This is a genomic window from Acetobacter senegalensis, from assembly GCF_001499615.1.
Lineage (GTDB): Bacteria > Pseudomonadota > Alphaproteobacteria > Acetobacterales > Acetobacteraceae > Acetobacter > Acetobacter senegalensis.
Genome location: NZ_LN606600.1, coordinates 2881033 through 2907053, shown reverse-complemented (window position 1 = coordinate 2907053; position 26021 = coordinate 2881033). Strand labels below are relative to the sequence as shown.

Annotated in this window: 23 protein-coding genes; 11 read left to right on the top strand and 12 right to left on the bottom strand. The window is 54.8% G+C overall.

Annotated features, from left to right (window positions below; translation table 11 throughout):
- Positions 1-204: 204 nt before the first annotated feature.
- The 4 genes from ASN_RS13545 to ASN_RS13530 form a co-directional block, all read right to left on the bottom strand.
- Positions 205-1812: a glycosyltransferase 87 family protein gene (locus ASN_RS13545; RefSeq protein ID WP_058988485.1), complete on the bottom strand. Its 1608-nt coding sequence runs from the start codon at positions 1810-1812 to the stop codon at positions 205-207.
- Between the two features lie 59 nt (positions 1813-1871).
- The gene (locus ASN_RS13540; RefSeq protein WP_050942435.1) at positions 1872-2861 is read right to left on the bottom strand and encodes a glycosyltransferase family 2 protein; all 990 of its coding nucleotides are present in this window, start codon (positions 2859-2861) and stop codon (positions 1872-1874) included.
- 200 nt (positions 2862-3061) lie between these two features.
- Positions 3062-4213, bottom strand: a complete 1152-nt coding sequence (glf, locus tag ASN_RS13535) for a UDP-galactopyranose mutase (RefSeq protein WP_058988484.1) — start codon at positions 4211-4213, stop codon at positions 3062-3064.
- Positions 4214-4544: 331 nt separating this feature from the next.
- Positions 4545-6008, bottom strand: coding sequence for a leucyl aminopeptidase (locus tag ASN_RS13530; protein WP_058988483.1), 1464 nt, complete (start codon positions 6006-6008; stop codon positions 4545-4547).
- Positions 6009-6369: 361 nt separating this feature from the next.
- On the opposite strand from ASN_RS13530, the gene ASN_RS13525 reads away from it, so the two are divergent.
- From ASN_RS13525 to ASN_RS13510, 4 genes are all read left to right on the top strand, one after another.
- Complete coding sequence (locus tag ASN_RS13525; RefSeq protein WP_197603292.1) at positions 6370-7140, top strand: 3'(2'),5'-bisphosphate nucleotidase CysQ family protein; 771 nt, start codon at positions 6370-6372, stop codon at positions 7138-7140.
- Positions 7141-7256: 116 nt separating this feature from the next.
- The gene (locus tag ASN_RS13520; protein WP_058988481.1) at positions 7257-8234 is read left to right on the top strand and encodes an L-threonylcarbamoyladenylate synthase; all 978 of its coding nucleotides are present in this window, start codon (positions 7257-7259) and stop codon (positions 8232-8234) included.
- A 7-nt stretch (positions 8235-8241) separates the two neighbouring features.
- The gene (locus tag ASN_RS13515; RefSeq protein ID WP_006559263.1) at positions 8242-8778 is read left to right on the top strand and encodes a hypothetical protein; all 537 of its coding nucleotides are present in this window, start codon (positions 8242-8244) and stop codon (positions 8776-8778) included.
- A 114-nt stretch (positions 8779-8892) separates the two neighbouring features.
- Positions 8893-10326, top strand: a complete 1434-nt coding sequence (locus ASN_RS13510) for an FAD-binding oxidoreductase (RefSeq protein WP_058988480.1) — start codon at positions 8893-8895, stop codon at positions 10324-10326.
- Positions 10327-10401: 75 nt separating this feature from the next.
- Here the strand turns inward: ASN_RS13510 and ASN_RS13505 are convergent, their stop codons facing one another.
- The 3 genes from ASN_RS13505 to ASN_RS13495 form a co-directional block, all read right to left on the bottom strand.
- The gene (locus ASN_RS13505; protein WP_006559261.1) at positions 10402-10869 is read right to left on the bottom strand and encodes a hypothetical protein; all 468 of its coding nucleotides are present in this window, start codon (positions 10867-10869) and stop codon (positions 10402-10404) included.
- A gap of 37 nt (positions 10870-10906) precedes the next feature.
- Complete coding sequence (locus ASN_RS13500; RefSeq protein WP_006559260.1) at positions 10907-11599, bottom strand: hypothetical protein; 693 nt, start codon at positions 11597-11599, stop codon at positions 10907-10909.
- A gap of 429 nt (positions 11600-12028) precedes the next feature.
- Complete coding sequence (locus ASN_RS13495; RefSeq protein ID WP_058988479.1) at positions 12029-12589, bottom strand: cob(I)yrinic acid a,c-diamide adenosyltransferase; 561 nt, start codon at positions 12587-12589, stop codon at positions 12029-12031.
- A 214-nt stretch (positions 12590-12803) separates the two neighbouring features.
- Between ASN_RS13495 and ASN_RS13490 the strand changes: the two genes are divergently transcribed.
- From ASN_RS13490 to ASN_RS13480, 3 genes are all read left to right on the top strand, one after another.
- Positions 12804-13190 carry a DUF423 domain-containing protein gene (locus tag ASN_RS13490; protein WP_231948239.1) on the top strand — a complete coding sequence of 129 codons (387 nt, stop codon included), beginning with the start codon at positions 12804-12806 and terminating at the stop codon, positions 13188-13190.
- Positions 13187-14113 carry an SAM-dependent methyltransferase gene (locus ASN_RS13485; protein ID WP_039904921.1) on the top strand — a complete coding sequence of 309 codons (927 nt, stop codon included), beginning with the start codon at positions 13187-13189 and terminating at the stop codon, positions 14111-14113. Before ASN_RS13490 ends, ASN_RS13485 begins: the two co-directional genes overlap by 4 nt.
- 116 nt (positions 14114-14229) lie before the next feature.
- Positions 14230-15075 (top strand): class I SAM-dependent methyltransferase, encoded by an 846-nt coding sequence (locus tag ASN_RS13480; RefSeq protein ID WP_058988478.1) that lies wholly within the window; start codon positions 14230-14232, stop codon positions 15073-15075.
- Between the two features lie 333 nt (positions 15076-15408).
- On the opposite strand, the gene ASN_RS13475 is transcribed toward ASN_RS13480, so the two are convergent.
- Complete coding sequence (locus ASN_RS13475) at positions 15409-15708, bottom strand: hypothetical protein (protein WP_050942351.1); 300 nt, start codon at positions 15706-15708, stop codon at positions 15409-15411.
- 52 nt (positions 15709-15760) lie between these two features.
- Complete coding sequence (locus ASN_RS13470; protein ID WP_058988477.1) at positions 15761-16327, bottom strand: hypothetical protein; 567 nt, start codon at positions 16325-16327, stop codon at positions 15761-15763.
- Positions 16328-16367: 40 nt separating this feature from the next.
- On the opposite strand from ASN_RS13470, the gene ASN_RS13465 reads away from it, so the two are divergent.
- Positions 16368-16619 carry a DUF1653 domain-containing protein gene (locus ASN_RS13465; protein WP_006559251.1) on the top strand — a complete coding sequence of 84 codons (252 nt, stop codon included), beginning with the start codon at positions 16368-16370 and terminating at the stop codon, positions 16617-16619.
- A gap of 167 nt (positions 16620-16786) precedes the next feature.
- Entirely contained in the window at positions 16787-17239 is a 453-nt protein-coding gene (locus ASN_RS13460; protein WP_058988476.1) for a CHRD domain-containing protein, read from the top strand.
- 98 nt (positions 17240-17337) lie between these two features.
- Here ASN_RS13460 and acs read toward each other — a convergent pair whose 3' ends face one another.
- Both acs and ASN_RS13450 read right to left on the bottom strand, forming a co-directional pair.
- Positions 17338-19263 carry an acetate--CoA ligase gene (acs, locus tag ASN_RS13455; RefSeq protein WP_082666690.1) on the bottom strand — a complete coding sequence of 642 codons (1926 nt, stop codon included), beginning with the start codon at positions 19261-19263 and terminating at the stop codon, positions 17338-17340.
- A 234-nt stretch (positions 19264-19497) separates the two neighbouring features.
- Complete coding sequence (locus tag ASN_RS13450) at positions 19498-19947, bottom strand: DUF2501 domain-containing protein (RefSeq protein ID WP_006560090.1); 450 nt, start codon at positions 19945-19947, stop codon at positions 19498-19500.
- A 603-nt stretch (positions 19948-20550) separates the two neighbouring features.
- Between ASN_RS13450 and ASN_RS13440 the strand changes: the two genes are divergently transcribed.
- Positions 20551-21255: a GntR family transcriptional regulator gene (locus ASN_RS13440; RefSeq protein WP_058988474.1), complete on the top strand. Its 705-nt coding sequence runs from the start codon at positions 20551-20553 to the stop codon at positions 21253-21255.
- Positions 21256-21538: 283 nt separating this feature from the next.
- Positions 21539-25174, top strand: a complete 3636-nt coding sequence (gene putA / locus ASN_RS13435) for a bifunctional proline dehydrogenase/L-glutamate gamma-semialdehyde dehydrogenase PutA (RefSeq protein ID WP_058988473.1) — start codon at positions 21539-21541, stop codon at positions 25172-25174.
- Positions 25175-25460: 286 nt separating this feature from the next.
- Here the strand turns inward: putA and ASN_RS13430 are convergent, their stop codons facing one another.
- Positions 25461-25964 carry a GlcG/HbpS family heme-binding protein gene (locus ASN_RS13430; RefSeq protein WP_407922314.1) on the bottom strand — a complete coding sequence of 168 codons (504 nt, stop codon included), beginning with the start codon at positions 25962-25964 and terminating at the stop codon, positions 25461-25463.
- Between the last annotated feature and the right edge of the window lie 57 nt (positions 25965-26021).

The window sequence follows — 26021 nt, the reverse complement described above, 5'->3', positions numbered from 1 at the left end:
CTGTCTTTCTGCGCCCCCTCCAGACTGGATCGCCCATCCATTACGAAGCCCCACGCATGGAGCCCCGCACGGACACTTAACAAGAACGCATCAATATTCTACAGAACGAAACTGCCCCGCATTCTGATACCTCCCCTGCTTAAAAAGCCGAATTTTCCCTCTGCTTTTCACCGAACGAAATCATCTGCTGTGTGAAACCGCCTCTCAGGCATTGCCGGGGTTAACCGACAGAGAGCAGTACGTAATATCGCTTTTATAGCTCGACAATCTTACCGGAAATTTTTTGCAGGATGAGAAGTCTATCTGCATATTATAATGCTCCTTGAACTTAGTGATGGCCCAATTTTTGGCCACCTGATCATTTGGATCATTGAATAATACATACTGCTTGGGCGTCCTGTTTTTAGGCAGGTAGGTATAATAAATATCCCAATATTTTTTAGTCCCGAAATCAAACAATCCTCTATTGATCTGAATAACATGTCCTTGAGGGTTAATGACCGGAACGATCCATGCAGAGAAAAAATTGGCATTGAACAAAACATCTGCCTCTTTTACCTCTTGCGGTATATTGCCTTCAAAATAAGGGTGACTGTAACTCCCCCGTCCCCAATCGGGCACGCCTTTGACAAAACTGACCGCCACCAAAACCGCAGCCGCCCAACATGCCTTTTTTCCGGGTTCATACACAGGTGTCTGCTGCATATTCAAAATTTCATATATCAAAACATAGAAAATAATCGGGCAGATAAGGTCTGTAGGGATAAAATAACGGTAAACACCAAAAACATATTGCCAGACATAGAAAGAGAGAAAGAAAAATAGGAATAAAATATTGTCCCGACTTCCCAACAGACTCTTGAAGCCAAATTTCGCAATTTTTATCGCAAAATATAATGCAAAGAGAACAAAACAGAATAAAGCTGTATAGCAAACAACCGCTTTATCATTTGATGCGGTCACAACCCGATCAATATGATCTGCAAAGTAAAAAGGATATATGATTTTTTCCAACCCATGGAATTGAAAAAACATCATGTCCCGCGTTGCGTTCTTATCCAGAGACGCATAGGGAGAGCGAAAAATATTATTGAAGAACGGGAACAGAGGGTTTCCGAAAAGGGTATACAGTTTGTAATACCAAACCCCGGAAGATGCCATCAACGCTAGAAACGAGGAACTTAAAAAAGAAAAGGCACCCACAATTCGGCGGCCATAAAACAAAGAAATAAGAACAAGAAAAACAGGTATATAGAGCGCCGAGGTCAGTTTAAGGCCAGTTGCAGCACCAATGAGCAAACCTGAAAAAATCAGTGCTTTATTTTCTTTTTCTGCAATAGCTTTAAGAACACAGCAAAACGACATTAAAATTGGAACAGCAATAAGATTATCATGCATGGAAGAGCCAAGTTCTCCAATGAAGAACGTGCTTCCAAAACAGCATATAGCTGTCAAAACAAATTGATGTATTTTATCTTTTATAAAAAAACGAGCGATATACATTATTGGAAAGGCCACAAGGCCCTGTAAAAATCCAAATAAAAATGCAACCACAAAAGGGTTTAGATGCAATATTGCAAAATAGAAAAGTGAATCCAGATACGGATTTAAATAGCTATGCGCGCCAGCAGGACCAAGATCATACCCTAACCTGCCGTTAAACCAAGCATACGCATTGTATAAATGATAGTTCCACACATCTCCGTTTGTATCCTGACGCCGAAGAAGAGAGACACCACCTTCAACCAATGCCAGAAAAAATGGAAACACCATGTATTTCCATTTCTCTTGATACTCAGAATGTTTTTCCATGATGCATTCCCGACATAAGTTTTCTATTTTTTATATTTGTGAAAAATGCAGCGAAAAAATCATTCTCTTGCTTTTTCTTCTGCTATCGGAGGTGCTGGATAAGAAAGATAGCTCAGACGTCGGTTTTCCAATCGGTCAAGGGCAACGCTATCCAGAATTTGACCACAACAAAACGCCAGGGCTGCCAGAATTTCCATCCCTGTCGCCAACAAAGCTGTCGGCAGACGAGGAACATAACCGCTGCTCATGAATTCCAGAACAACCGGCAGCCCAAGCAGTATACCAGCAAAACAGAATATGAAGCTGATAACGCTAAAAAACAGAAAAGGCCGTTCGCGCCTGAGAAGATTAATAATGGTGCCCAGAATACGCACACCATCACGATAGGTATTCAACTTGGAAACCGAGCCTTCCGGCCGTTCCACATAAACCGTTTCAACTTCCCCTACCGGCATACATAGTTTGAGGGCATGAACAGTAAATTCCGTTTCTGTTTCAAACCCAGCCGATAGTGCGGGAAACGATTTAACAAAACGTTTGGAAAAAATACGATAGCCGGACAACATATCTTTATTACCTTGTCCAAAGAGAGCACGGACAAGGTTTGTTAAAACTTTATTCCCCAGAACATGGCCAAATCGATAGGCAGCCTGCCGCTCCGTGATGCGAAGGCCGGTCACCATATCAAGACAGTTTTCCCTGGCCAAAGCCAACATACGTGGTGCGGCTGCAGCCTCATAAGTGGCATCACCGTCTACCAGAACGTAAAAATCAGCATCGATATCAGCAAACATACGCCGGATAACGTGCCCCTTCCCTTGCCTGACTTCCGTCCGCACAACAGCCCCTGCCTCTTTTGCAAGAGCCATCGTTTGATCTTGGGAATTGTTGTCATACACATAAATGGTTGCGTTCGGTAAGGCGTCCTTAAATTCCCGAACAACCTGAGCGATTGTCACTTCCTCATTATAGCAGGGCAACAAAACAGCCACATTTGGAGACACCTCCGTTGAGGACGGCAAGACAGAAAATCTCGACAGATCAGGCATTTATATATCTACCAAATGAACGATTGTAGGGGATAAGGAAGCAGCAACAGACAATATTTTATGCGTGATGACAAAGTGTGTGTAGGTGAGTGTCTTAACTTCATCAAACGTCATCAAGACACTTACTATACAGACACTTGATTGAGAAAAAATGAATACGGATTGCATCCATTTTTTTCTCAATCAATGAATGCTTTCAGTTAATCTGGATCAACAAAGAAGGCTGGTAGATCCAGTTCTTTCGCCTGCAAGGCTGCATCAATCCGGTCACACGCGGCAAGGGCTTCCGTGATGGTGACATCCATATCCAGATAACGGTAAGTGCCCAGCCGCCCGAGGAAAGACACGCCTTTCTCTGCACGGGCGAGGCCGATATAGCTCTCCAGCATCTGCTTTTCGTTCACGAGGCGGATGGGGTAGTACGGCACATCCTTCTCACCAGCCAAGCGGCTGTATTCGCGGAAACACACCGTCTTGGAGAATTTGTCCTGCTCCCAGGGTGCAAAGTGCTTATGCTCGGAAATACGGGTGAACGGGACGTTTTCATCACAGTAATTGATGACGGCAGTGCCCTGATGATCGCCTTCATCAACAAACCGTTCGAAATCCAGAGTTCTGTAGCCCAGCCGGCCCAGTTTGAACTGGAAGAAGCGGTCAATCGGGCCTGTATAGAAAACGTGCTGGAATTTTTCTTCCAGGCTTTCAAACGAACAGCCCAGCCGGAGATCAATCCCCTCAACATTCAGAATATTCTGGACAATGGCCGTATAGCCTTCCTCCGGCATACCCTGATAGGGATGATTGAAATAGTTGTCGTCATAATTGAAACGCAGGGGCAGCCGCTTCAGAATGGAGGCAGGCAGTTCCGTGGGTTCAAGGCCCCACTGTTTGCGAGTGTAGCCATAGAAAAAGGCCCGATACAGTTCCGGCCCGATCATGCTCAACGCCTGCTCTTCAAACGAGCGGGGGTTGGTGATGGTTTTATCCGCTTTGCCTTCAATAAAGGCACGCGCTTCCTTCGGCCCCATGGTGGTGCCAAAGAACTGGTTGATGGTCAGCAGGTTCACCGGAAGCGTATAGACACGCCCTTGGGAAATGGCTTTTACCCGGTTCACATACGGTTTGAACGCGCCAAAACGCTGCACGTAGTCCCATGCGCGTTGATCTGCCGTATGGAAAATGTGAGGGCCATATTTATGCACCATCACGCCCGTTTCGGCATCCCGTTCGGTATGGCAGTTGCCGCCAATATGCGGACGCTCATCCACAACCGTGACCTTATGCCCGCGTTCCGCAAGATGGCGCGCAATAATGGCACCACTAAACCCGGCACCCACAACGCAAAAAGACATCCAATCCCCCAGTGTTCATCACCTGCATGGCGGCTCCTGAACGGGCTTTCCCACTCATGGCAGCCATTCACATGACCGTTTTGTCAGACTGTCTCTTTCATGCCAGATTGCCACACTGGCACCAACCCATCCCTTGATGAAAATAGAAGAGTGAGCTTATTCTCATTCTGTTTTTAATTATTTAACCTTTTGCATCTTGTCGGCTGCTTTGGCGAACCGCACCAAAGAGAGCGATGCAAAATGGAGCCTTCTCTCCCTTAGGAATAAAGAAGGCTCCTCTTCTCAGGCTGGATCAGGAACCAATCCAGCCTGCCCTCTCGGTAAAATTTGATCAGGCTTTTTCGTGCTGCGTGCGCACGAACGTATCCAGCAACCGAACGCCAAAGCCAGTTGCGCCTTTGGGCTGCCCGTTACGGGGCTTGCTGGACCAAGCCGTGCCTGCAATATCCAGATGCGCCCACGGTGTTTCTCCCACAAAACGCTTGAGGAACTGCGCAGCCGTAATGGCCCCGCCGGGACGACCACCGATATTCTTCATATCCGCAATATCGGACTTCAGCAGGGCGTCATATTCCTTGCCCATGGGCATACGCCACAGCTTGTCACCCGTAATCTCACCAGCCTGAGCCAAGCCACCGGCAAGGTTATCATTATTGGAGAACAGTCCGGCATATTCATGCCCGAGGCTGATGATGATAGCCCCCGTCAGAGTAGCCAGATCAACCATCAGTTTCGGCGCAAACCGTTCCCGTGCGTACCACAGGATATCCGCCAGAACCAACCGACCTTCCGCATCCGTGTTCAGAACCTCAATGGTCTGACCAGAGGCACTCCGCACCACGTCCCCCGGCCGCTGAGCATTGCCGGAAACCATGTTTTCCACCAGCCCGATAACGCCCACAGCGTTAACCTTGGCTTTGCGGCCCGCCAGTGCTGCCATCAGACCTGTAACAGTGGCAGCGCCTGCCATATCCCACTTCATTTCCTCCATACCCGCTGCGGGTTTGATGGAAATACCGCCGGAATCAAACGTCACCCCTTTGCCAATAAAGGCCAGAGGAGCATCGTCTTTCTCGCCACCGTTCCAGCGCATGATAACAGTGCGGGGTTCGGCATCACTGCCCTGCGCCACACCCAGCAATGCGCCAAAGCCCAGCTTTTCCATTGCGGGCTGATCCAGCACTTCCACGTCCAGACCAAGGCTGCGCAGGGTGCTGACACGCTCAGCAAATTCAACCGGATTCAGCACATTGGCTGGTTCCGTCACCAGATCCCGCGTCAGAATGACGCCGCGCGCAACAGCGGACAATGCGGGCCATGCTGCTTCTGCCTGTGCGGCATCAGCCGCCAGCACAGTAAGAGACGCCAGACGATGTGTTTTATCGTCTTCCGGTGCGCCATGGTACAGAGAAAAATGATAAGCACCCAGCACGGCACCAAGGGCAACGTGAGCCGCATGGGGCAAGCTGCCAACAGCCAAAGCTGCCTTTTCCCCACGCCCAAGAGCAGTGGCCGCAATACCGCCAGCCTTTTCCGCATCCTTGGGTTCAAAAGCCTCAGCGCGGCCCACACCAATCAGAACAACACGATCAAACCCGGCTCCGGGCGCCAGCACAACGGTGGAGGAACCTGCCTTACCGGTAAATTCATCTGCCTTGACGGCGCGGCTCAGAGTGCCGCCGGTTGCATCATCCAGGCTCTTAAACAGTGCAGGAGCTTCCGCGCCTTCAGGCACCAACAAAGCCAGCGCGCCACCCTGCGGCAATGTTTCGGCAGAAAATGAAATCTCAAGCATAAAATCCGGACTCCTCATGCTTTCTTTTAAAGCGGTCACGTATTGTTCAGCCTTTACCGCTCGCTCTCGGACAACCCCTTCGGCAGGAAGCAGAACCGGGCACTCACGCTAAGAGACGAACAGGTCTGACATGGCCATTCTGGGCAAACTGGGTACGTCTCCCCTGCGGCGTTGGCAATAGCCAGCGCCGCATCCCCCCGAAAAAACCGCACACCCCGCGTTATCAAGGCACACAGCAGCGAATACCCCCTCACCCAGCCTTACTCTGCAACTGGCGCATAAAAACCATCTCCGTTTTTTTGCGCAGAATCAGAGTGCGTGGGGCATGACGGCCTCGTTCACTTGTCGTATGGTGCGGGCCATGACCAGCCACACAGATGCAGACCTTCTGGCTCTGGCCGCCCGCCTGGCGGAAGAAGCCGCGGAAATTATCCGCACCATCCGCGCCCGCGGGTTTGAGACACTGACCAAAACAGATGCCTCGCCCGTGACCGAAGCCGACCACGCAGCGGAAGCCCATATCCTCAAAGGATTGCGCTCTGCTGTACCGGATATTCCCGTCATTGCGGAAGAAGAAGTGGCTTCCGGCCTGCGGGGAGCGGTTTCTCCCTCCTACTGGCTGGTGGACCCGCTGGATGGCACACGCGAATTTGCAGCTGGGCGGGATGATTTTACCGTCAATATCGGGCTGGTGCGTGACGGCCGCGCCGTACTGGGGGCTATGGCTCTCCCTGCATACCACCAGCTTTACACAGGCGGCATCAACGCGCCTGCAGAACGCAGGGACCGCACGGGCGTCCACCGCATTCACACCCGCACACCGCCGGCAGAAGGGCTGAGTGTTCTGGCCTCACGCCACTATGCTGATGATCCGCGTCTGGCCGCCTATCTGGGCGAACGGCGCATTGCCTCTATCGGGAATATCGGTTCTGCCGTGAAGTTTGCGCGCGTGGCCGAAGGGGCGGTGGATTTCTACCCACGCCTTGGCCCGACCATGGAATGGGATACCGCCGCCCCGCAGGCTATTGTGGAAGCGGCTGGCGGCCATATTACCCAACTGGACGGCACCTCGCTGCTTTACGGCAAACCGGACTGGAAAAATCCACCGTTTCTGTGTACCGGAACTCTGTAATTACATCCTTTCTGCGCGCTTTGGTGCTAGTGCCACCAAGCCAGATAAAGCCAGAACCTGTATGAAATTTGAGCTCCCCTAGCGTTAGGGGGCTTAAGCGCGTTAGACGGAACTGCATGACCCAGCGCCTTCCCGCCACACCTTCCGGCCTTGAAACCGCCGCCCGCATTTTGCGGGAAGGGGGGCTTGTGGCGTTTGGAACCGAGACCGTTTACGGCCTTGGAGGAGACGCAACACAACCGGCAGCCGTCGCCCGTATATTCGAGGCCAAGAACCGGCCCCGCTTTAACCCGCTGATCAGCCATTTTGCCACGGCAGACACCGCATTTGCGCAGGTTGTCGCCACACCGCTCGCGCGTAAGCTGGCACAGGCTTTCTGGCCCGGTCCGCTCACACTGGTTCTGCCCCGTGCTCCCACCAGCACAATCTGTGATCTTGCAGCAGATGGGCTGGAGTCCTTGGCTGTACGAGTACCCAAAGGAGAGTGTGTGCAGGCGCTGTTACAGGCCGTCAATCGCCCCATCGCCGCCCCTTCTGCTAACCGTTCCGGCCGCATCAGCCCCTCAGACGCCAGTCATGTTCTGGAAGAACTGGAAGGACGCATTGACGCCGTGCTGGATAGCGGTCCCTGCGCTGTTGGGCTGGAAAGCACTGTTCTTGATCTGACTTCAGAAGACCGTCCGCTACTACTGCGCCCTGGCGGTATTCCTGCTGAAGCATTGGAAGAAATTTGCGGTCCCCTCGCCTATCCGGAAACAGAGACTGATGCCGCACCGGTCTCTCCCGGCAGAATGCTTTCCCACTACGCCCCTGCACTGCCGGTACGGCTGAATGCAACCTCCGTAAAACCGACGGAAGGCTTGCTGGCATTTGGCCCGACACCGCTTGCCGGGGCTGGCGCCGTATGGAATCTCAGCCAGACCGGCAATCTGGAAGAAGCCGCAGCACGCCTGTTTTCCGGGCTGCGTTATCTGGATAAACAGGGTGCCGTGCTTGGCCTGACGGGTGTGGCCGTGCAATCCGTACCTGCGCATGGACTGGGCCGTGCCATTCAGGACCGTCTGCGTCGCGCCGCAGCCCCACGGCCGCTTTGAGGCTTCCATGAGCACATTTGACCCCAAAGAACTCAAAATCCTGTCTGATATTCTGGCTCTGGTGCTGGAAGATCAACCGGGCCAGTCCGCCACAGCGCTGGAAGCCATCAAGAACCGGGCGCGCCGAAACAACATGACCGGCGGTGCGCTGAAAAACCTGTTTCAGGCCATAGCACCAGACCCCTCTCAGGCCCGAAGTGCGACACGCAGCAGCCGCACCGCCCGCGCCAGCACCCCGATGGACGAACATCGCGCCCAATTGAGGCAGATGGCGGAAAGCATCAACAAGCTGGATCGGGATCTGCGCACGGCCCGCGCCCAGAACGAGACCCTGAAATCTCAACTCTATCTGACACAGCAGGCCAGAGCGGAGACACTTGCCCAGTTATCTCAGGTACAGACAGACGCCCGTTATCCACGGCTGATGATTATTTTCATGGCAGTTGGCGCTGGCCTGCTCAGCGGCATTGCCGGAACAGAAGTGTTTCATCTCTTTCAGCATACAGTCTGCAATGCTGCGGATAACGCACGTTATCTCTACTGACCAAACCATGCCGAAGTCTTTTTTGCCGTGCCATACATGATCTGATTTTACGGTACGGAGTATCCGTGTTTCCGCTCACTCCGTTGCGTCCTGTTTTTCAAACAAGGTTTGCCTATGTCTGATGCCTCTCTGCCCCCTGCCCTGCACGATGCCCTTCTGACCCTGCTGGGGCCAGCCGGCTTCCTGACCGATGCAACCGACACGGCTTCCTTCTGCACGGACTGGCGGCTGCTGTATCATGGCCGCTGTGCTGCCGTACTGCGCCCGGCAACAACGGAAGACTGTGCGAAAGCTGTTGCCCTGTGTGCCCAGTATGACGTGCCCATGGTGCCCCAAGGCGGCAATACCAGCATGGTTGGAGGCGCGACACCGGATGAAAGCGGCAAGGCAGTTGTCATTTCCACAACACGCATGACGCGCATCCTGAGCATTGATCACGCTGATCTGACCATGACGGTAGAAGCCGGGGTGACGCTCAAGGCCGCACAGGATGCAGCCTGGGCGGAAGACCTGATGCTGCCTCTTTCCATTTCATCGGAAGGATCTGCTGATATTGGGGGTATTCTGGCTACCAACGCTGGCGGCAACAATACTGTGCGCTATGGCAACGCCCGCGAACTGGCTCTGGGGCTGGAAGCCGTGCTGCCGGATGGCTCCGTTCTGAATCTGCTACGCAAGCTGCGCAAGGATAATACAGGTTATGCCCTGCGGCAGCTTCTGGTGGGGTCTGAAGGCACATTGGGTCTTATCACCACCGCCGTGCTTCAGCTTCAGCCCCGCCCTCGCTCGCGCGAGACTGCGTTATGCGCCGTAGCTGACGCCAAGAGCGCGCTGGCTCTGTTCGCCGCCTTCCGCAAGCAGGACCCGGCCGCCATTCAGGCCTTTGAATATATGTCTGGCACCAGCATGGCGCTGGTCAACACACTGATAGAAAGCTGCCCACTTCCCTTGTCTGAACCTGCACCTGCCTATGCGCTGGTTGAACTGGGCAGCCCGCGTGAAGATGAAAGCCTGCGCACCCTGATGGAAGATGTGCTGGGACAGGCGCTGGAAGAGGGATTGGTAACGGACGCGGTTCTGGCTGAAAGCGAGACGCAGCGCCAGAACATCTGGATGATTCGCGAAGAACACGCAGAAGCCCAGAAACGGGCTGGGGCGTCGGTCAAAAACGATGTGTCTGTCCCTCTGGCCGCCATTCCGGACTTTATTGAAGAGGCGACAAAAGCGTGTGAATCTCTGGTTCCGGGCATACGCGTAGCACCCTTCGGCCATATTGGAGATGGCAACATCCACTTCAATCTGGTGCAGCCGGAAGGGGCTGATCCTGCGGCCTTTCTGGCACAGGATCATGCCTTAATGGATGCGGTCGCTGAGATTGTGAGAAAATTTGGCGGTTCATTCTCGGCGGAGCATGGTGTCGGCCAGTTGAAAACCTACATGATGCCTTCATGGCGCGGTGGGGCGGAACTTGAAACCATGCGCAAGATCAAGAATGCGCTGGACCCCAAAAACCTGATGAACCCCGGAAAAATTTTCCCGTCACACTGAGAAAACCAAACCCTGACGCCTGCATAACGGCGTCAGGATATTTCCTTGCTGTCGGTCGCACTCAGAAACTGAGTGTTATTTGTTACGGGAAAAGAAATCCATTTCCGGACGCCGCAAAGCGGCCAGTTGCAGCAGAAACGCAGGCAGCATGATCAGCCCCAGTTCCGGGCCACCCAGCACCGCAGCGCCAAGTGTAAAAAGCGGGGCCATGCGCCTCTCCACCACGGCTGCTCGTGGGCTGCCACACGCCAGAACAGAGCACAGGCCGCCGACAGCAATCATGATGGCGGCCGATATGGCCCGGAACGGATGACGCAGGACATTGGGCGTCAGCCCTCCCATCACGCTATCAAGCGATGACATGTCGGACGACCAGCCAGCCAGACCGAACAGGAAGGTGAACGGCAGCACAAGCACGCCGAACACGTCCTTCAACAACAACAGAAAACCCATAACCAAGGGGGGCAGCAACACAAAGGCTACCCCAACCGCAGCATCGGCTATCAAGAACACAAGAGCGGGGGTTACGGAAGCATTTTTCATACCCCGCACCCTAAGCCAAAATATGGCGAAATGTTAGTTAGTCTTTCCACCATTTCACGGGTTGAGGCTCTTCCACATCCAGTTCCTCTTCCCGCACTTCGTCCGCCATGGCGTAGTCCTCAACCGGGCGGGTACGGGGGCGGCCACGCGGGCGCGCTTCCGCTTTTTTGCGCAGCTCTTCTTTCTCTTCTTCCAACGCAGCGATCTCACGCTGGATGCTGCGTAGCTCCCGCGCCTGTTCCGCCAGTTCGGCTTCCCGCTGTTGCAGTTTTTCTTTCAGTTCCCGCACCATCAGATCAGCATGCACCTGACGGGTTTCCATGCTTTTCTGTGCGTTCTGCAACGCTTCAATCTGCTGTTCTGCCTCTTCCGCTCTCAGTTTTTCATCTGCAAGCTGGCGGCGCAGTTTGGAAACTTCACCATTTTCTTCATCTGTGAAGTGCAGCGCGCGTGAGGTGGACATCTTGCCCGGCATGGCCAACGTACGCGGTTTGGTACGCGCCAGAGAATGTTTTTCTACCTGCACATCACCATCTTTTACAAAACGGCGACGTTTGCCCTGCGCAGAATCCGCAGACGGACGAGGCGTTTGCTGCGGCCGTGAGCGAGAGGAAGACCCAAGCCGCTCCAACGCGTTGCGGAGGGAGGCTTCCTCAAATGCTTCATCCTGGCTTTTTTCGGCCACGGGCGTTGATAAAAAAGACGGTGTCTTCATGAATTCGGAAGTCACTCTGCTTTATACTTTCCTGACTCTGCAAACAGTTACCTGAGTTTTCCACACACACGATGCTTTCAGAATAAATCTGAAAATATCAGGAAAAATCATAAGCTACTCTTTTTCGCCTTCAACGGGCAGATAAAACCCAGACAGGCTACATGGGATATATGGATAAAGAAACATTCTGCGCTCTTTTCTTGCTGACAGAATTCTTTCTTTCAGGTGTTGGTCTAACACATCTAATTGCTATTTCCAACACATTCAAAACACAAGAAAAAACTTTTCTATCTGCGCTCAGGTCATATGCGCCATACCTTCAGAGCACATTCCATTACTTTTGCGTCATTACAAAAAAAATGAAGCAAGCGCTACTTCGTGGTCTTGATACTATGAATTTTCATTTAAGTTATGGCCTAAATTATAGGCTCACTCCCCTTGGCTTCAAGAGGGCACCCAAAGAATATCCTCTTTGCCATCTGCATTGAAACGACGAGCGAGAACAAAAAAATAATCGGAAAGTCTGTTAAGAATTCTTATAAGTTCAGAATTCACACCTTCCTGTTCCGCCAGTGCAACCACACGCCGCTCCGTAGTGCGCGCCTGTGTTCGTGCCAGATGCGCCCATGCGGCGGCAACACTGCCACCGGGCAGGACAAAGCTGGTCAAAGGCGCCTGTTTTTGCCGTAGCTGCTCAGTCCACTCTTCCAGCTGCACAAGTATCTGGCCTGTCACCCGGCGCGCATGTACTGCCTTTGGCGTATCTGGCTGGCATAAATCGGCCCCCATATCAAAAAGCAGATTCTGCACCCGCTGCAACTGCTGACGAACGACACAGTCTTCCTTGGTCTGTGTCTGTAAAAGACCAACAACAGCATTCAGTTCGTCCAAACAGCCCATGGCTTCAATCCGCGCATTGCTTTTGGAAACACGCTGACCATCCCCTAACGACGTCTGTCCCGCATCTCCTCCACGCGTTACAACCTTGTCTATCCGTACGCTCATGCGCCCTGCCCTTTAGTCGTGAAAAGTGTTTGGAATCTTAACGTGACTGGCCTAGCGGACTTTTAAATGTCTTTCCCGTCACAAAAAATCCTGTGTTGCTGACGCTTTAAACAGGCTCTTGCTCAGAAATAAAGTATTTCGCGTCAGGTTAAGCACGCCCACACCGGTTTTTCTGTTTCCGCTGCGGCAGGATACGCCCTATAGAAAGCGCATCATGGTATCTTCTTCTCTTATCCCTCGTCTGTGGCGCATCTGTGGCGCATTATTTGCTGGCACCGGCACCATTATGGGGGCGCTGACCGCCCACATGCCTGATGCAAATTTTGGTGCAGGTGGCCGCGCCATGGCGCATGGCGCGATGGAAATGCAGATGTGGCACGCACTTGCTCTCATCATCCTTGGCCTGACCACACATCAAAAACCCGGCCGGTTGCTGGCCATTGGTGGATGCGGACTGTTGTTGGGCACAGTGCTGTTTTGTGGCGGCGTGTATTACACGGCATTTTCTGGCCATCACGCTGCCCATGTCGCCCCCACAGGCGGCAGTATTCTTATCCTCTCGTGGCTCTGCCTTGCTGGTGGATGGGCCTTCCGCGCATGACACAGACCATTCGAGGCGCCTGGCTGGCACCAGAAGGGCTTGAAACTGTTCTGGAGCAGGATCTGGCCCGCCGTGGCGTGACAATAGACCGCTGGCATGGCCAACTGGCACTTTCTGGCCAGCCGTCTGTTTTTTCCCCCTGGGCGCTGGATATCTGGCAGGAGCCGGAAGTGGCTCCTATCACCTCCATTCGCAGTGCAGCGGAAATCCTGCGCGCGCGCCAACGCAACTGGAGCCTATACGCAGCAGACTGCTTCCGGCGTGCAGCCTTGATAGAAGAACGGCTTCCGCCCGTAAAAGCAGCGCCTCTCACGTTTCCCACCGCTCCACCTATAAGCCCGTTGGGCGCGTGGACGCTGCTAGATGCCAGCACACTGCTCTTTTCCGCCCGTAAAAGCAGTCCATTTGTCAACGGCACGCCCCAATTTGTAGAAGACCGCATCGGTCCTCCCTCCCGCGCCTATCTGAAATTGTGGGAAGCCTGCACCCGCCTCGGCCGCTGGCCCCAGCCTGGCGAGACGTGTCTGGACCTTGGCGCGACCCCCGGCGGGTGGACATGGGCAATTGCAAAGCTAGGGGCAAACGTCACCGCCATTGATCGCGCACCGCTGGACCCGCGTGTGGCAGCCATGCCTACAGTCTCCTTCCAGCAAGGAAGTGCCTTTGGTCTGGACCCAAAAGAAATGCCTGAAGCAGACTGGGTGTTTTCGGATATCATTGCCTACCCCAAGCGCCTTTTTGCTCTCGCGACACGCTGGATAGAGTCAGGCCGTGCCAAACAACTTGTTCTGACTGTCAAATTTCAGGGCGAAACAGACCATGACACAGTGGCCGCTTTTGAAGCCATTCCCGGCGGCCATCTGGCGCATCTTGCCCAGAACAAGCACGAACTGACTTTTTTCTGGACCAAACCAGCACCATGATCCGCACTGGTTCAGGCGCTACGCGACACGCTCCTGTTCCAAGGCTGCACGACTGACGAAATAAACGGTGGAGTAAGCTTATGCTGCCTCCACCGACAGCATAAGCGTGACCCGCCATGCCACCCCAACCGGACATCTGCCCCAGCACCACCGCGCTTCGCGTTGCCCGGCAACGCGCCTTGCATCAGATACGTGAAGAGGGCCGTCTGTTTTCAGATCCATTCGCCATGCGCGTTCTGGGTGAAACCGCTGAAACCCTCGTTTTTTCTGAACAAGAGTGTGCGAAGGCGCGCCTGCGCCACTTTGTTGCCGCTCGGCAGCGTATTGCGGAAGATGCCCTCGCCAAAGCGGTCAGGCACGGTATGCGCCAGACTGTTATTCTGGGGGCAGGGCTGGATACGTTTGGCCTCAGAAACCCCTTTGCTCCTCTTGGCCTACGGGTTTTTGAAGTGGATGCACCCCAGATGCAGGCATGGAAACGCGCACAACTCCATAAATTGGCCCTGCCGGTTCCGGCCTCCCTGATGTATGTCCCCGTCAATTTTGAAACAGACACACTCGGCCAACGCCTTGAAGAGAGTGGATTCGACCCGACCCAACCGGCTTTTTTCTTCTGGCTGGGCGTGATTCCCTATTTAACTCGCTCTGCAATTACCGCCACATTGGAGTTTATGGGGAAAGTGCCCCATGCAAACGTCGTGTTTGATTACAATGAGCCTGTTTCCAACTACACGGGTCAGGACCGCGAAAACACGCTGGCGCGGGAACAGGCCGTTGCGGCTCTGGGCGAGCCCTGGCTTTCCCGCTTCCAGCCAGAGGATATGGCGTCCCTGCTCCGCTGTTCCGGTTTCTCACACATACAAGACCGGGACCGTTATGATCTCGCTGCCTATTTTGGTAACGCCACGCCTCGCCCTACCCCAAGGCCAGCCAGCGCGCATATTCTTCACGCATGGCGGTAACGTCCCCTCCGCCACTCTTATCTCACCAGACGAGAGCAAAATCGGCCCTCTCTCCGTAAGGGCAAAAAAGACAGGCAGCGCAAGACATCACGCCGTCTGTTTTAAACCCCAGCACTGAATGCTGGCAGCCGACGTATAAACACCTGCCGCAAAAGGTCGCCAAACATCAGTTCATCGCAACGGGCCGTTTGAACGGCCAACTGCAACATGATGCCCAGAAATCCTGAGGGAAAGAGATCAGTTAAAAAGGCTAATCCAGAAATATCAGCCCTGAAGAGCGGGATGGTCAGGAGCGAAGTCCTTTAACCTTCCCGCCATATTTTTCAGGCCGCCTTACCGGCGGGCAAACACCTTTTCGCCCATCCGCACAAGCACGACGGCCAGCACGAAACACACGAATATCAAGCCTGCGGCAATCATCTGCTGCTGTTGTGTCACCCCTCCGGCAGCGAGAATCCGCAAAATGCTGCTTCCGGCATGAAAGCCAGTGACCTGATCAAGCCACGGCAGGATTCTCAGCAATTCGCGCAGCAGGGCTATCAGCAGCACGGTCAAGGCTACCGTGCTGGCTGTTTTGATAAGGGTCTGCTTCAAACTGCCGGGTACAGATGAAGAGGGCGTTTTTCTAGGCATCAAGATCCTTCACATCAGCATAAATCATCATCCGGCAACCGGCACCCCTTGCCTATTGAGGCACCGCCTGACCTTTTTTCCGCATTTCCGCCTGATGCCGTTTGATGGACGTTTTGAAGCCGGGCAGATCAGTTGCAGTCAACGTGTCCACATAGGTTCCGTTTTTCCAGATCCAGCGGTCAGAACTGTCCACCAGAATATCCCGCATACCACCATGCGTTGTGGGTAGCAGGCTGATGGGCCCGCTCACAGAATCCAGAATTTTGCTCCAGCTATTCCCGCGTTTCAGATAAACGTCCGTTGAACAGCCAGCCGAGCCACACAGGCTGGCCGACTGTACCTGCACGAACAACGCTATATTCTTGCCATCAGGGGAAAGGGGCGCAGACCCAATCAAAATCAGCGGGGTCTCATGGTGCCGTGCGGCTGCCGCCAGATCATCCGTGTTCAGTTTACGGGCCTCGGCATCCAACCCACTCCCAGGCTGGTGCGTCAGAATAACGGGGTCCCCCCCTTTCTGTGCCGTGCTGTGGGTCCGCTTTGCGGCGTGCGCCAAAGAAGGAGCCGCTATCAGCAACGCCCCCGCCAGCACGTGGCCCAGAATGAAAGAACGGTTCAAGGTTGCGATCCCTCCGCAAGCTGTGGAACATCTGTCTATCATGAATACTCACGCTCAAAATACGATCGACACCACCATGCCGGAACATCCACGGCCCGGCCTGTACCGACATTACAAAGGAGGACTGTACACCGTTCTTTGTGTCGGACGCCACAGCGAGACTGAAGAATGGCTTGTCACCTACCGCAGTGAAGCCCTTGGCAGTTACTGGGTCCGGCCATTGGCCATGTGGCAGGAACAGGTGGATGGCATTCCCCGCTTTGCCCTGATTGAAGAAACCGCATCAAAATAATTACGAAAACAAACCATTATTCACGATCCGTTTTCTTTTCACCAACAAGAAAACGGACCAAGTCAACAAGAGTGTAAAAACAGTCCTGAATTCAGGATGGAACCTTTTCTGGAAGGGTGCGTTTTTATTGCCTGTAAGGACATTATAGTTTTTATCAGGAGAGAAACATGATTTCTAAACGCACCATTACTTTTAGCGCAGCCCTTCTTACTGGTGTTCTGGCTATTTCGCCTGTTCTGGCTCACGCTGAAACCATTTCATCAGAAGGCCATTTTGCTCCCCAGAAATCTGCCGGCGCAGAAGCCACGGGCGGCGTGCGGGCCACGCTTGAAACGCGCAACAATCTGCTCAGCTACACCATTACCTGGAATAACCTTTCAGGCCCGGTTGTAGCGGCTGAGCTTCTGGCTGCCAAATCACTGACCGATACGGCGGACAAAGTGGAACCGCTGAAAGGCCCGTTTACGTCTCCGCTCACCGGCACCATCACGCTCAGCGCGGACGAAATTGAGCAGTATCGCAACGGCCAGCTTTACGTCAGCCTTGGCACGGCAGCCCATCCGCATGGCGAAGTGCGCGCACAGCTTACGCCTGCCGGTGGTGCATCCAGCCACCAGTAATCTCTGTTCCCTAAACAGAGGAAAGGGGGCCTGACCACCGTGTCAGGCCCCCTTTTTCATCTCCTGCGCTCTAACCGGGCACAAAAAATGGCCGGGTATCAGCTTTCCTGTGCTTTTACGGTAGCAATCAATTCACCCACAATATCCGGATCAGCCAAGGTGGACAGATCCCCCAGTCCTTCCAGATCATGCGATGCTATCTTACGCAGCAAACGCCGTACAATTTTGCCGGATCGGGTTTTGGGCAGATCCCGCACCACATATATTTTTTCCGGCACTGCATAGCGCCCCACACCTGCCGCCACGGCAGTGTTGACGGCGGACGGATGAAAGACATCCTGCTCTCGAGGCACCACAAACACCACCAGCCCCTGCCCTTTCAGGTCATGGGGAATGCCCACGGCAGCGCTTTCCACAACTTCATGGTCTGTGGCTATGGCATCTTCAATTTCTGCCGTGCCAATCCTGTGTCCGGATACATTGACCACATCATCCACACGGCCGGTTATCCAGTAATACCCATCTTCCTCTCGCCGTGCGCCGTCCCCGGTAAAGTAATGGCCCGGACAGGTTGTAAAGTAAGTCTGCCGGAAACGGTCATGATCCCCCCAGATGGACATGGCCTGACCCGGCCAGGATTGGGCCATGCACAAAAGCCCTTCGCCCGCACCTGCTACTTCCTTGCCCTGTGTATCCAGCAGCACAGCCTCCACGCCCGGCAAAGGCCGCGCAGCCGCACCGGGGCGAGGAACCACACATCCGGCCGCAGCCGTAATCATCACGCCACCGGTTTCAGTCTGCCACCAAGTATCCACCACAGCGCAGTGGCCTTTGCCCACTTCATCATGGAACCAGTGCCATGCCTCCGGGCTGATCGGCTCGCCCACTGTTCCCAGAATCCGCAGGCTTTTGAGGGAACGGCTCCGCACAACGGCTTCATCTTCACGCATGGCCGCTCTTACAACCGTGGGAGACGTGTAAAAGACAGTCACACCGTTCCGGTCAATCACATCCCACCACTGCCCCGGCTCTGGCCATGACGGCAGACCTTCATACACCATAATGGTCGCGCCATTGGCCAGCGGGCCATACACCACATAGGTGTGGCCGGTAATCCAGCTGACATCCGCTGTACACCAGAAAATATCGTCTGGTTTGTAGTCAAACACCACAGCATGGGTAAATGCGGCCCAAGTCAGGTAGCCGCCCGTGCCATGCACCAACCCTTTGGGACGACCGGTGCTGCCAGAGGTATAAAGCAGAAACAGTGGGTCCAGAGCATTCATGCGCTCTGCCGGGCAATCTGCAGCTTCCTTCGCGACTTCCTCCGCATAACGCAGGTCGCGCCCGGGCTGCATGGGCACGTCTGCCCCGGTAACAGGCACCACAAGCACATGCCGCACAGCGCTGGCTGCGCCACACCGTGCAATGGCCTCATCCATTGTCGTCTTGCTGGGAATACGCTTGCCACCCCGGCGCGCAACATCGGCCGTCAGCACCACAACGGCGGCACTATCAGTCAGACGCTCGGCCAATCCTTCGGCTGAGAAGCCGCCAAACAGCACCACATGCACAGCGCCCACGCGGGCGCACGCCAGCATGGCGATGATCCCTTCCGCCACCATAGGCAGATGAATGGCGACACAGTCCCCCTTTTTAACACCCAGCCTGCGCAGAACATTGGCCAGCCGGCAGACACGCTCATACAGGTGCCGATAGGACAACACTTCCCGCTGGCCGGCTTCCTGTCCTTCCCAGATCAGGGCCGTTTTCTCTGGCTGTGTGCGCACATGGCGGTCCAGACAGTTTTCTGAAGCGTTCAGAAATCCATCAGCATACCACTCTATCCGAACATCCTGCGTGAAGTCCGAGCGGGAGGCCTGCGTGGGCGGGGTTTGCCATGTCAGGCGGCGAGCCTGCTGAAGCCAGAAGACTTCAGGATTTGTGTGCGCTTCCCGCACCATGCCATCATATTGCCCGGCAGACAGCGTTGCGCCACCGGGGGTTACAAACGCGTCTGACACGTTCTCCCGCCCTTTCTTCTTGTTTTGCCGCTCGAGACCCAATGTTCGAAGCCGAAACGGTTTCATCACATTAACGCGATTGGGGAAAGGTATGCCGCCCGATACGGCCAGATTAAACTTGGTTTATAATAACAAGAAAAAAGGCCGACTGCTTTGCGCAGCCGACCTTCCCCCTTTTTACAACTCTTACCCTACAAGGCCTGAACCCGCAGGAAAGACCTGAGAACCTGTGTCTTACAGTGCAGCCTTAGCGCGAGACAGAACTGCCGCGCAGGTTTTCTGGCGCACCGGGATGCTGGATGTTGCAATGGAATAGGTCTTGCCATTGGCCTGAAGCTGCCCGGCTGTGCCACGGGCGTAATACATGTTGCCTTCCTGGCCATCCGGCACGGCGTTGGTCTTCTGGTTGTAAGACTGCAGCACCTTGAAGCCATCATCATAGTCAACATAGTTGCCCTGGGTGCAGTAGTTCAGCAGCCCGGCCACTTCAACCGGATTGATGGACCCCACATAACCGGACAGATCGGCATCTGTCTGGATAGCACCTTTGCCACCAGCTTCAGCCTGTTCACCACCCTTGGAAACCGGAGCGGGGGTATCGGCAGCGTGAGCAAACACAGGCGCGCCAGCCAGCATTGTTGTAACAGCAAGCGCCGACAGGGCACGTACGGAAATCAGTTTCATTCAGAATCTCCCTAGCGGAATAAGCGCCAAACTGCCCTGCAAACCACAGAAAGATCAAGCCAGCCCTCTGCGCATCTCAAGCATGGCAGACCTCAGATATCACTCAGCTTTTTCCGCTCCTCCCTGCCCATTTCATCCCGATGCAAGTCCTCTCTCCCCTCCCGCGCCTTTGCTCTAGAGAAAACCTTGCAGGCCCTGCGGATGGACAGCCCTCCGCTCCCACCACATCAACTTCTGGAAAACGTAATGAGCCCAGCATCATTTTCCAGGTTTTTATGGCGTTCTGAAACCACGCGGGCGCAAGGCTGGCCGGTGGAGAGATAGAGGGCTGACACCCTGCCTGCACCACCCCGGCACGCGGCTTGGCAGTAACTTCCCGTACCACCAGTTCGCCCTGCCTCCGGCAGCCTGTTCACAATATAGTGACCGCCGACTTTTCCTGCGCTGCCCATCATCACCCAGCAGATACTTTCATCCGGCAGGTTACTGCGTCATCTGCCGGAGGCATTTTCGTTCTCCTGACGAGACGGGTTGGCATAACAGACTGACGCTCTCTATGATGCGATCAGATGTTTCTGGTCGATTTTTTGGAGCCCCCCACGGATGCTACCTGCTAGCCTTTTCAACAAAACGGAATTTGCAGGCCATGGCACCGCGTCAGAAACCATTTGCGCGGCTTTGCGCAAGGCGATTCTGAACGACACTCTGGAGGCAGGGCGGGCTTTACCTCAGTCTGAACTGGCAAACGGTTTTGGCGTCAGTATCATACCGGTCAGGGAAGCCCTCAAACATCTTGAAGCCGAAGGACTGGTGGCATTTCTGCCCAACCGCGGAGCAACCGTGGTGGGTATGAACGAAGCCGATATTCTTGAATATTCTCATATCCGCGCTCTGCTGGAAGAACAGGCGGCGGGCGACGCCGTGCGGAACATGACCCGTGTGGATCTGGCCCGCATAGAAGATGCCTATGACGCCTTTGTGGAAGGTGTGAGCGGCCCGGATGGCACGGTGAAGTCTGGTGCCCTGAACCGTGCCTTTCATAACGCCATCTATGCCGCCGCAGGCAAACCCCGCCTGCTTGAAATGATTGATGATCTGCACAACAAGCTGGACCGCTACATCCGTGGCCATCTGCTGATTGAAGGCCGTAAGAGCACGACGGACGAAGAACACCTCGCCATTCTGGAAGCCTGCCGGGCGCGAGATGCAGATCTGGCTGCACGGTTGACCCGTATTCATATTCTGGATGCCGCCGATATCTCGGTTAAAGTATTTCGCAATAAAAAATCTCAGGCCAAAATCCGCTGAGCCCGCAAGCAGGTGGCTTGGCGCTGATAGAGTGGTTTCCTCGTCTTCTGGCCGTTCGTAACGGCTGATTATTCCCGTCTCTCCTGTTCCCGCGTTCCATCCTTCGCAGACAGATGCGCCCTTGCACAAAGGGCGTGCGCAGACTGCTGCCCTCACAAGTAATATATGATCTTGCAAATCATATATTATCATGCGAAGGACGAAAAACGTTATGAAGCCAAAACTTCCTGAGTCTCGGAAAAATCAGGAAGCGCAGGCACTCCACATGCCGGAATAGAAGCCCATGTCAGTGTATGACACTTTCGCCCCCGCGTTTTCTTCCCGCACGCCCCTGCGTAAGGCTATTGTTGAGGCTATTCGCAAGCCGGAAGCGGCCTGCGTCACGGCTCTCACACCCGCTGCAACACTGACCGACGCTGAAAGCCACGCCACCACCGCTCTGGCGACCCGCCTTGCTGAAAAGCTCCGGGCGGAACGGAACCCCGGCTTGGTCGAAACACTGGTGCAGGAATTCTCCCTTTCTTCTGCCGAAGGGGTGGCCCTGATGTGTCTGGCCGAAGCCCTGCTGCGTATTCCTGACACCGCCACGCGTGATGCTCTGATTCAGGACAAGATTGGCGAGGGAAACTGGCTGGCCCATGCCTCTCGCGGTCGGCCGCTGTTTGCCAATGCGGCGGCATGGGGGCTGGCGCTGACAGGCGGACTGGTGGCCGAGCGGGACGAGAAAGATCTGACCACTGCATTGCTGGGCTTTGTAAACCGCGCCACCAAACCGGTTATCCGCAAAGCAGTTGATGCCGCCATGCGCCTGATGGGCGAACAGTTCGTGCTGGGCGAAACCATTGAACAGGCCCGCAAAAACAGCACAAAGCTGGAAGAGATCGGTTTTTCCTATTCCTATGACATGTTGGGAGAAGCCGCATTCACAGCACAGGACGCCAACCGCTACCGGCAGGATTACATCAACGCCATTCATGCCATTGGTCGCAGTGCCAAAGGCGCAAATGTGTATGAACGCCCCGGCATTTCCATCAAGCTTTCCGCCCTGCACCCGCGCTACGCCCGCGCGCAACGCGAACGGGTTATGACAGAACTGCTGGCTGTTGTGCAGGAACTCACCCTGCTTGCCCGCAGCTATGACATTGGCATCAATATTGACGCGGAAGAAAGCGAAAGGCTAGATATCTCGCTTGATCTGCTGGAAGTACTTTGCCAGACCCCCGGCCTAGAGGGCTGGAACGGCATTGGCTTTGTGGTGCAGGCTTACGGCAAACGCTGCCCATACGTGCTGGACTTCATTATTGACCTTGCACGCCGCACCAACCGCAGGCTGATGGTTCGGCTTGTTAAAGGCGCTTACTGGGACAGTGAAATCAAGAAAGCACAGGTCGATGGTCTATCTGATTTCCCGGTTTATACCCGCAAAAGCCACACGGATATCAGCTACATTGCCTGCGCCCGCAAACTGTTGACCGCACGGGATGTTATCTTCCCGCAATTTGCCACCCATAATGCCCGCACGCTTTCCACCATCTACACTCTCGCAGGCGAAAAGTTTGAGATCGGGTCATATGAATTCCAATGCCTGCATGGCATGGGCGAACCTCTTTACAAGCAGGTTGTCGGGGCAGAAAAACTGGGGCGTCCCGCACGGATCTATGCACCTGTCGGCACACATGAAACGCTGCTGGCTTATCTTGTGCGTCGCCTTTTGGAAAACGGGGCCAACTCTTCCTTTGTAAACCAGATTGGTGATGAAAACATTCCGGTTTCCGCCTTGGTGGAAGATCCGCTTGAAGTAGCACGCAGCTTCACACCCTACGGCGCGCCTCATTCCGAAATCCGCAAACCGGCAGATCTGTTTGGCGCAGAACGTCGCAACTCCGCTGGCACAGATCTGGCGGACGATCAGGTTCTTGCGACCCTTGCGGAAGGATTGAAAAACGCGCCTGAAACGTGGACAGCGGGTCCCATCATCGTCGGCCAGAAGCCCAAAGGGACTGCGGCACCCGTTACCAATCCCGCCAACCGTCAGGACGTGGTCGGCACGGTGGTTCTGGCTACACCGGCTGTTGTGAAAAAAGCTGTTACAGCTGCGGAAAAAACCAAGACTGACTGGGCGACCACCTCTCCCGCCACCCGTGCGGACATTCTGGAAAAAGCCTCTGACCTGCTGGAGGCCCGGCAGGATGAACTGCTGGCTCTGCTATCCCGTGAAGCTGGTAAATCCCTGCCCAACGGCATTGCGGAAGTGCGTGAAGCGGTCGATTTTCTCCGCTATTATGGCGCACTCATACGCCGGGACTTTGATAACAGCACCCATGTGCCTCTTGGCACCGTAGCGTGCATCAGCCCCTGGAATTTTCCGTTAGCCATTTTCACCGGGCAGATTGCCGCAGCACTCGCCGCTGGCAACGTGGTGTTGGCCAAACCGGCTGAAGAAACGCCCCTGATTGCCGCACTGGCCGTTGGCATCCTGCACGAAGCAGGCGTGCCCGCTGGCACGCTGCAACTCCTGACGGGAGAAGGAGACATTGGCGCGGCACTGGTGGGGGATGATCGCGTTGCCGGCGTGATGTTCACCGGCTCCACCGTGGTTGCGCAGGCCATTAATCGTCAGCTTGAAACCCGCCGCACCCATACGGGCCAGCCCGTGCCGCTTATTGCGGAAACTGGTGGCCAGAACGCTATGATTGTCGATTCCACGGCATTAGCGGAGCAGGTTGTGGCCGATGTTGTGGCGTCCGCTTTTGACAGCGCTGGCCAGCGCTGCTCCGCCCTGCGTCTGCTATGTGTTCAGGAAGACTGCGCGGACCATATTCTGACCATGTTGCGCGGTGCCATGCGCGAGTTGCGCATGGGCAACCCGGCTCTGCTTTCAACCGATGTTGGCCCGGTGATTACGGCAGAATCTGCTGAGGGGATAAGCAAACATATTGAAAGCTTCCGCCAGAAAAAGGCGCCGGTTTTTGCTCTCTCTACGCCGGAATCCTGTGCCAATGGCAGCTTTGTGCCCCCTACAGTGATTGAAATCAGCTCGGTGCGGGAAATGGGCGCGGAGGTGTTCGGCCCCGTGCTGCACGTGCTGCGTTATTCCCGCAGTGGGCTGGATCAGCTTCTGGCCGATATCAATGCAACAGGGTACGGCCTGACCTTTGGTTTGCACACCCGCATTGAATCGACCGTGCAGCATGTTCTGTCCCGTGTGGACGCGGGCAATCTGTATGTAAACCGCAACACCATTGGCGCTGTGGTTGGCGTGCAGCCCTTCGGTGGACGTGGGCTTTCTGGCACCGGCCCCAAAGCTGGCGGTCCGTTGATTCTGCGCCGCCTGCTGGCTCAGGCCCCCACCGTTCCGCAACTGGTGCGTGGCCGTGTGCCCGCCGCCATGACAGCATGGACTGACTGGCTCCGTGAGCAGGGAGAAAGCATTTCCGCCAGAACGGCTGCGGCTCTCGCCCGTCAGCCACTGGTGGGGGGTGAGATCGCCCTCCCCGGCCCTGTAGGGGAGAAAAACCTCTACAGTCTTGCGCCGCGCGGCAATGTGCTCTGTATTCCAGCCACCAAGGCAGGCCTGTATGATCAGATTTCTCTCGCTCTCAGCGGAGGAAATACGGCGCTCATTCTGGCAGATGAATCCATTGCCAGCTGGTACGTCAGTCTGCCCGAAGCCATCCGCGCCAAGGTAAAACTGGTGGCAAGCGCCACTGCGGAGCCTTGCGCCATCGTGCTAAGCGAACGTGATGATGCCGCCTTTGCTGCGGCCCGGCAGGCTCTGGCGAATAGCACCGCCCCCATCGCTTCAGCGTGGATTACGGGCAACGGCCTTCCCTCAGCTGAATGTGTGTTGGAAGAACAATCCCGCAGCATCAACACAACGGCTGCTGGAGGAAATGCCAGCCTGATGACACTCGGCTAACAAGCAGGCACCATCAAGCCAAAGCTGAGATACAGGCAGTTCCTTCCTGTATCTCAGCGTGCCTTGAGCCCGGTTGGGCACAACAATCTTTTGCCGGACGGGTTTTAACAAAAGAGAAAGTTCTCTGCCTCTTTGCAGGCTGTGTGAATAACCGCCGAGGCTTCTCAAAGCGCCTTCCTGCAAGGAACAGCCTTCTCCATCTGCTGCCCTGATAAATAGTCACCATCTCCGGTCATGATTATTCTCGTTCCATCAGGGCCTGACCTCTTTTTTCTTAAAACTGCCTCTACTGAAAATCGGCTTGAAATTTTTTGACCGCTGTCAGAGCACAGGCTTCATCCTTATCACCACCCGGTGCGCCAGACACGCCAAGACCACCCAGAACTGCGCCACCAGATGCCGTGCGCAATGTTACACCGCCCGGAACAAACAGAACTTCCGGAATGGTGTTCAGTGCCCCGTTGGCAGGCCCTGTCACTTTGGCGGCAATCAGTTCACTGGTTGTGTTCTTGTTAAACGCCAGCCCGTACGAATAAGCCGTATAAGCTTTGCGATAGGAGACCGAGAGCGACTGCAACGGCACCGTATCGCCTTTAATAACAACCTGCTGATGCCCCGTGGTGTCCACCACCGTCGCCGTTACGGAATATCCCTGCGCCTGACACACCCGCACGGCTTCCGCCGCAAGATGCTCTGCGGTGGACCAATCCAGTTTTTGCAAGGATATAATATGGCTTTGCGCACAGGCCACCGAATGCCACGCCCCCGCCACCATCATACCCGCGCACATTACTGACGCGATAAAACCTGCGGGCTTGTAAAACATGATTTTCGCACTCCTGCTGCC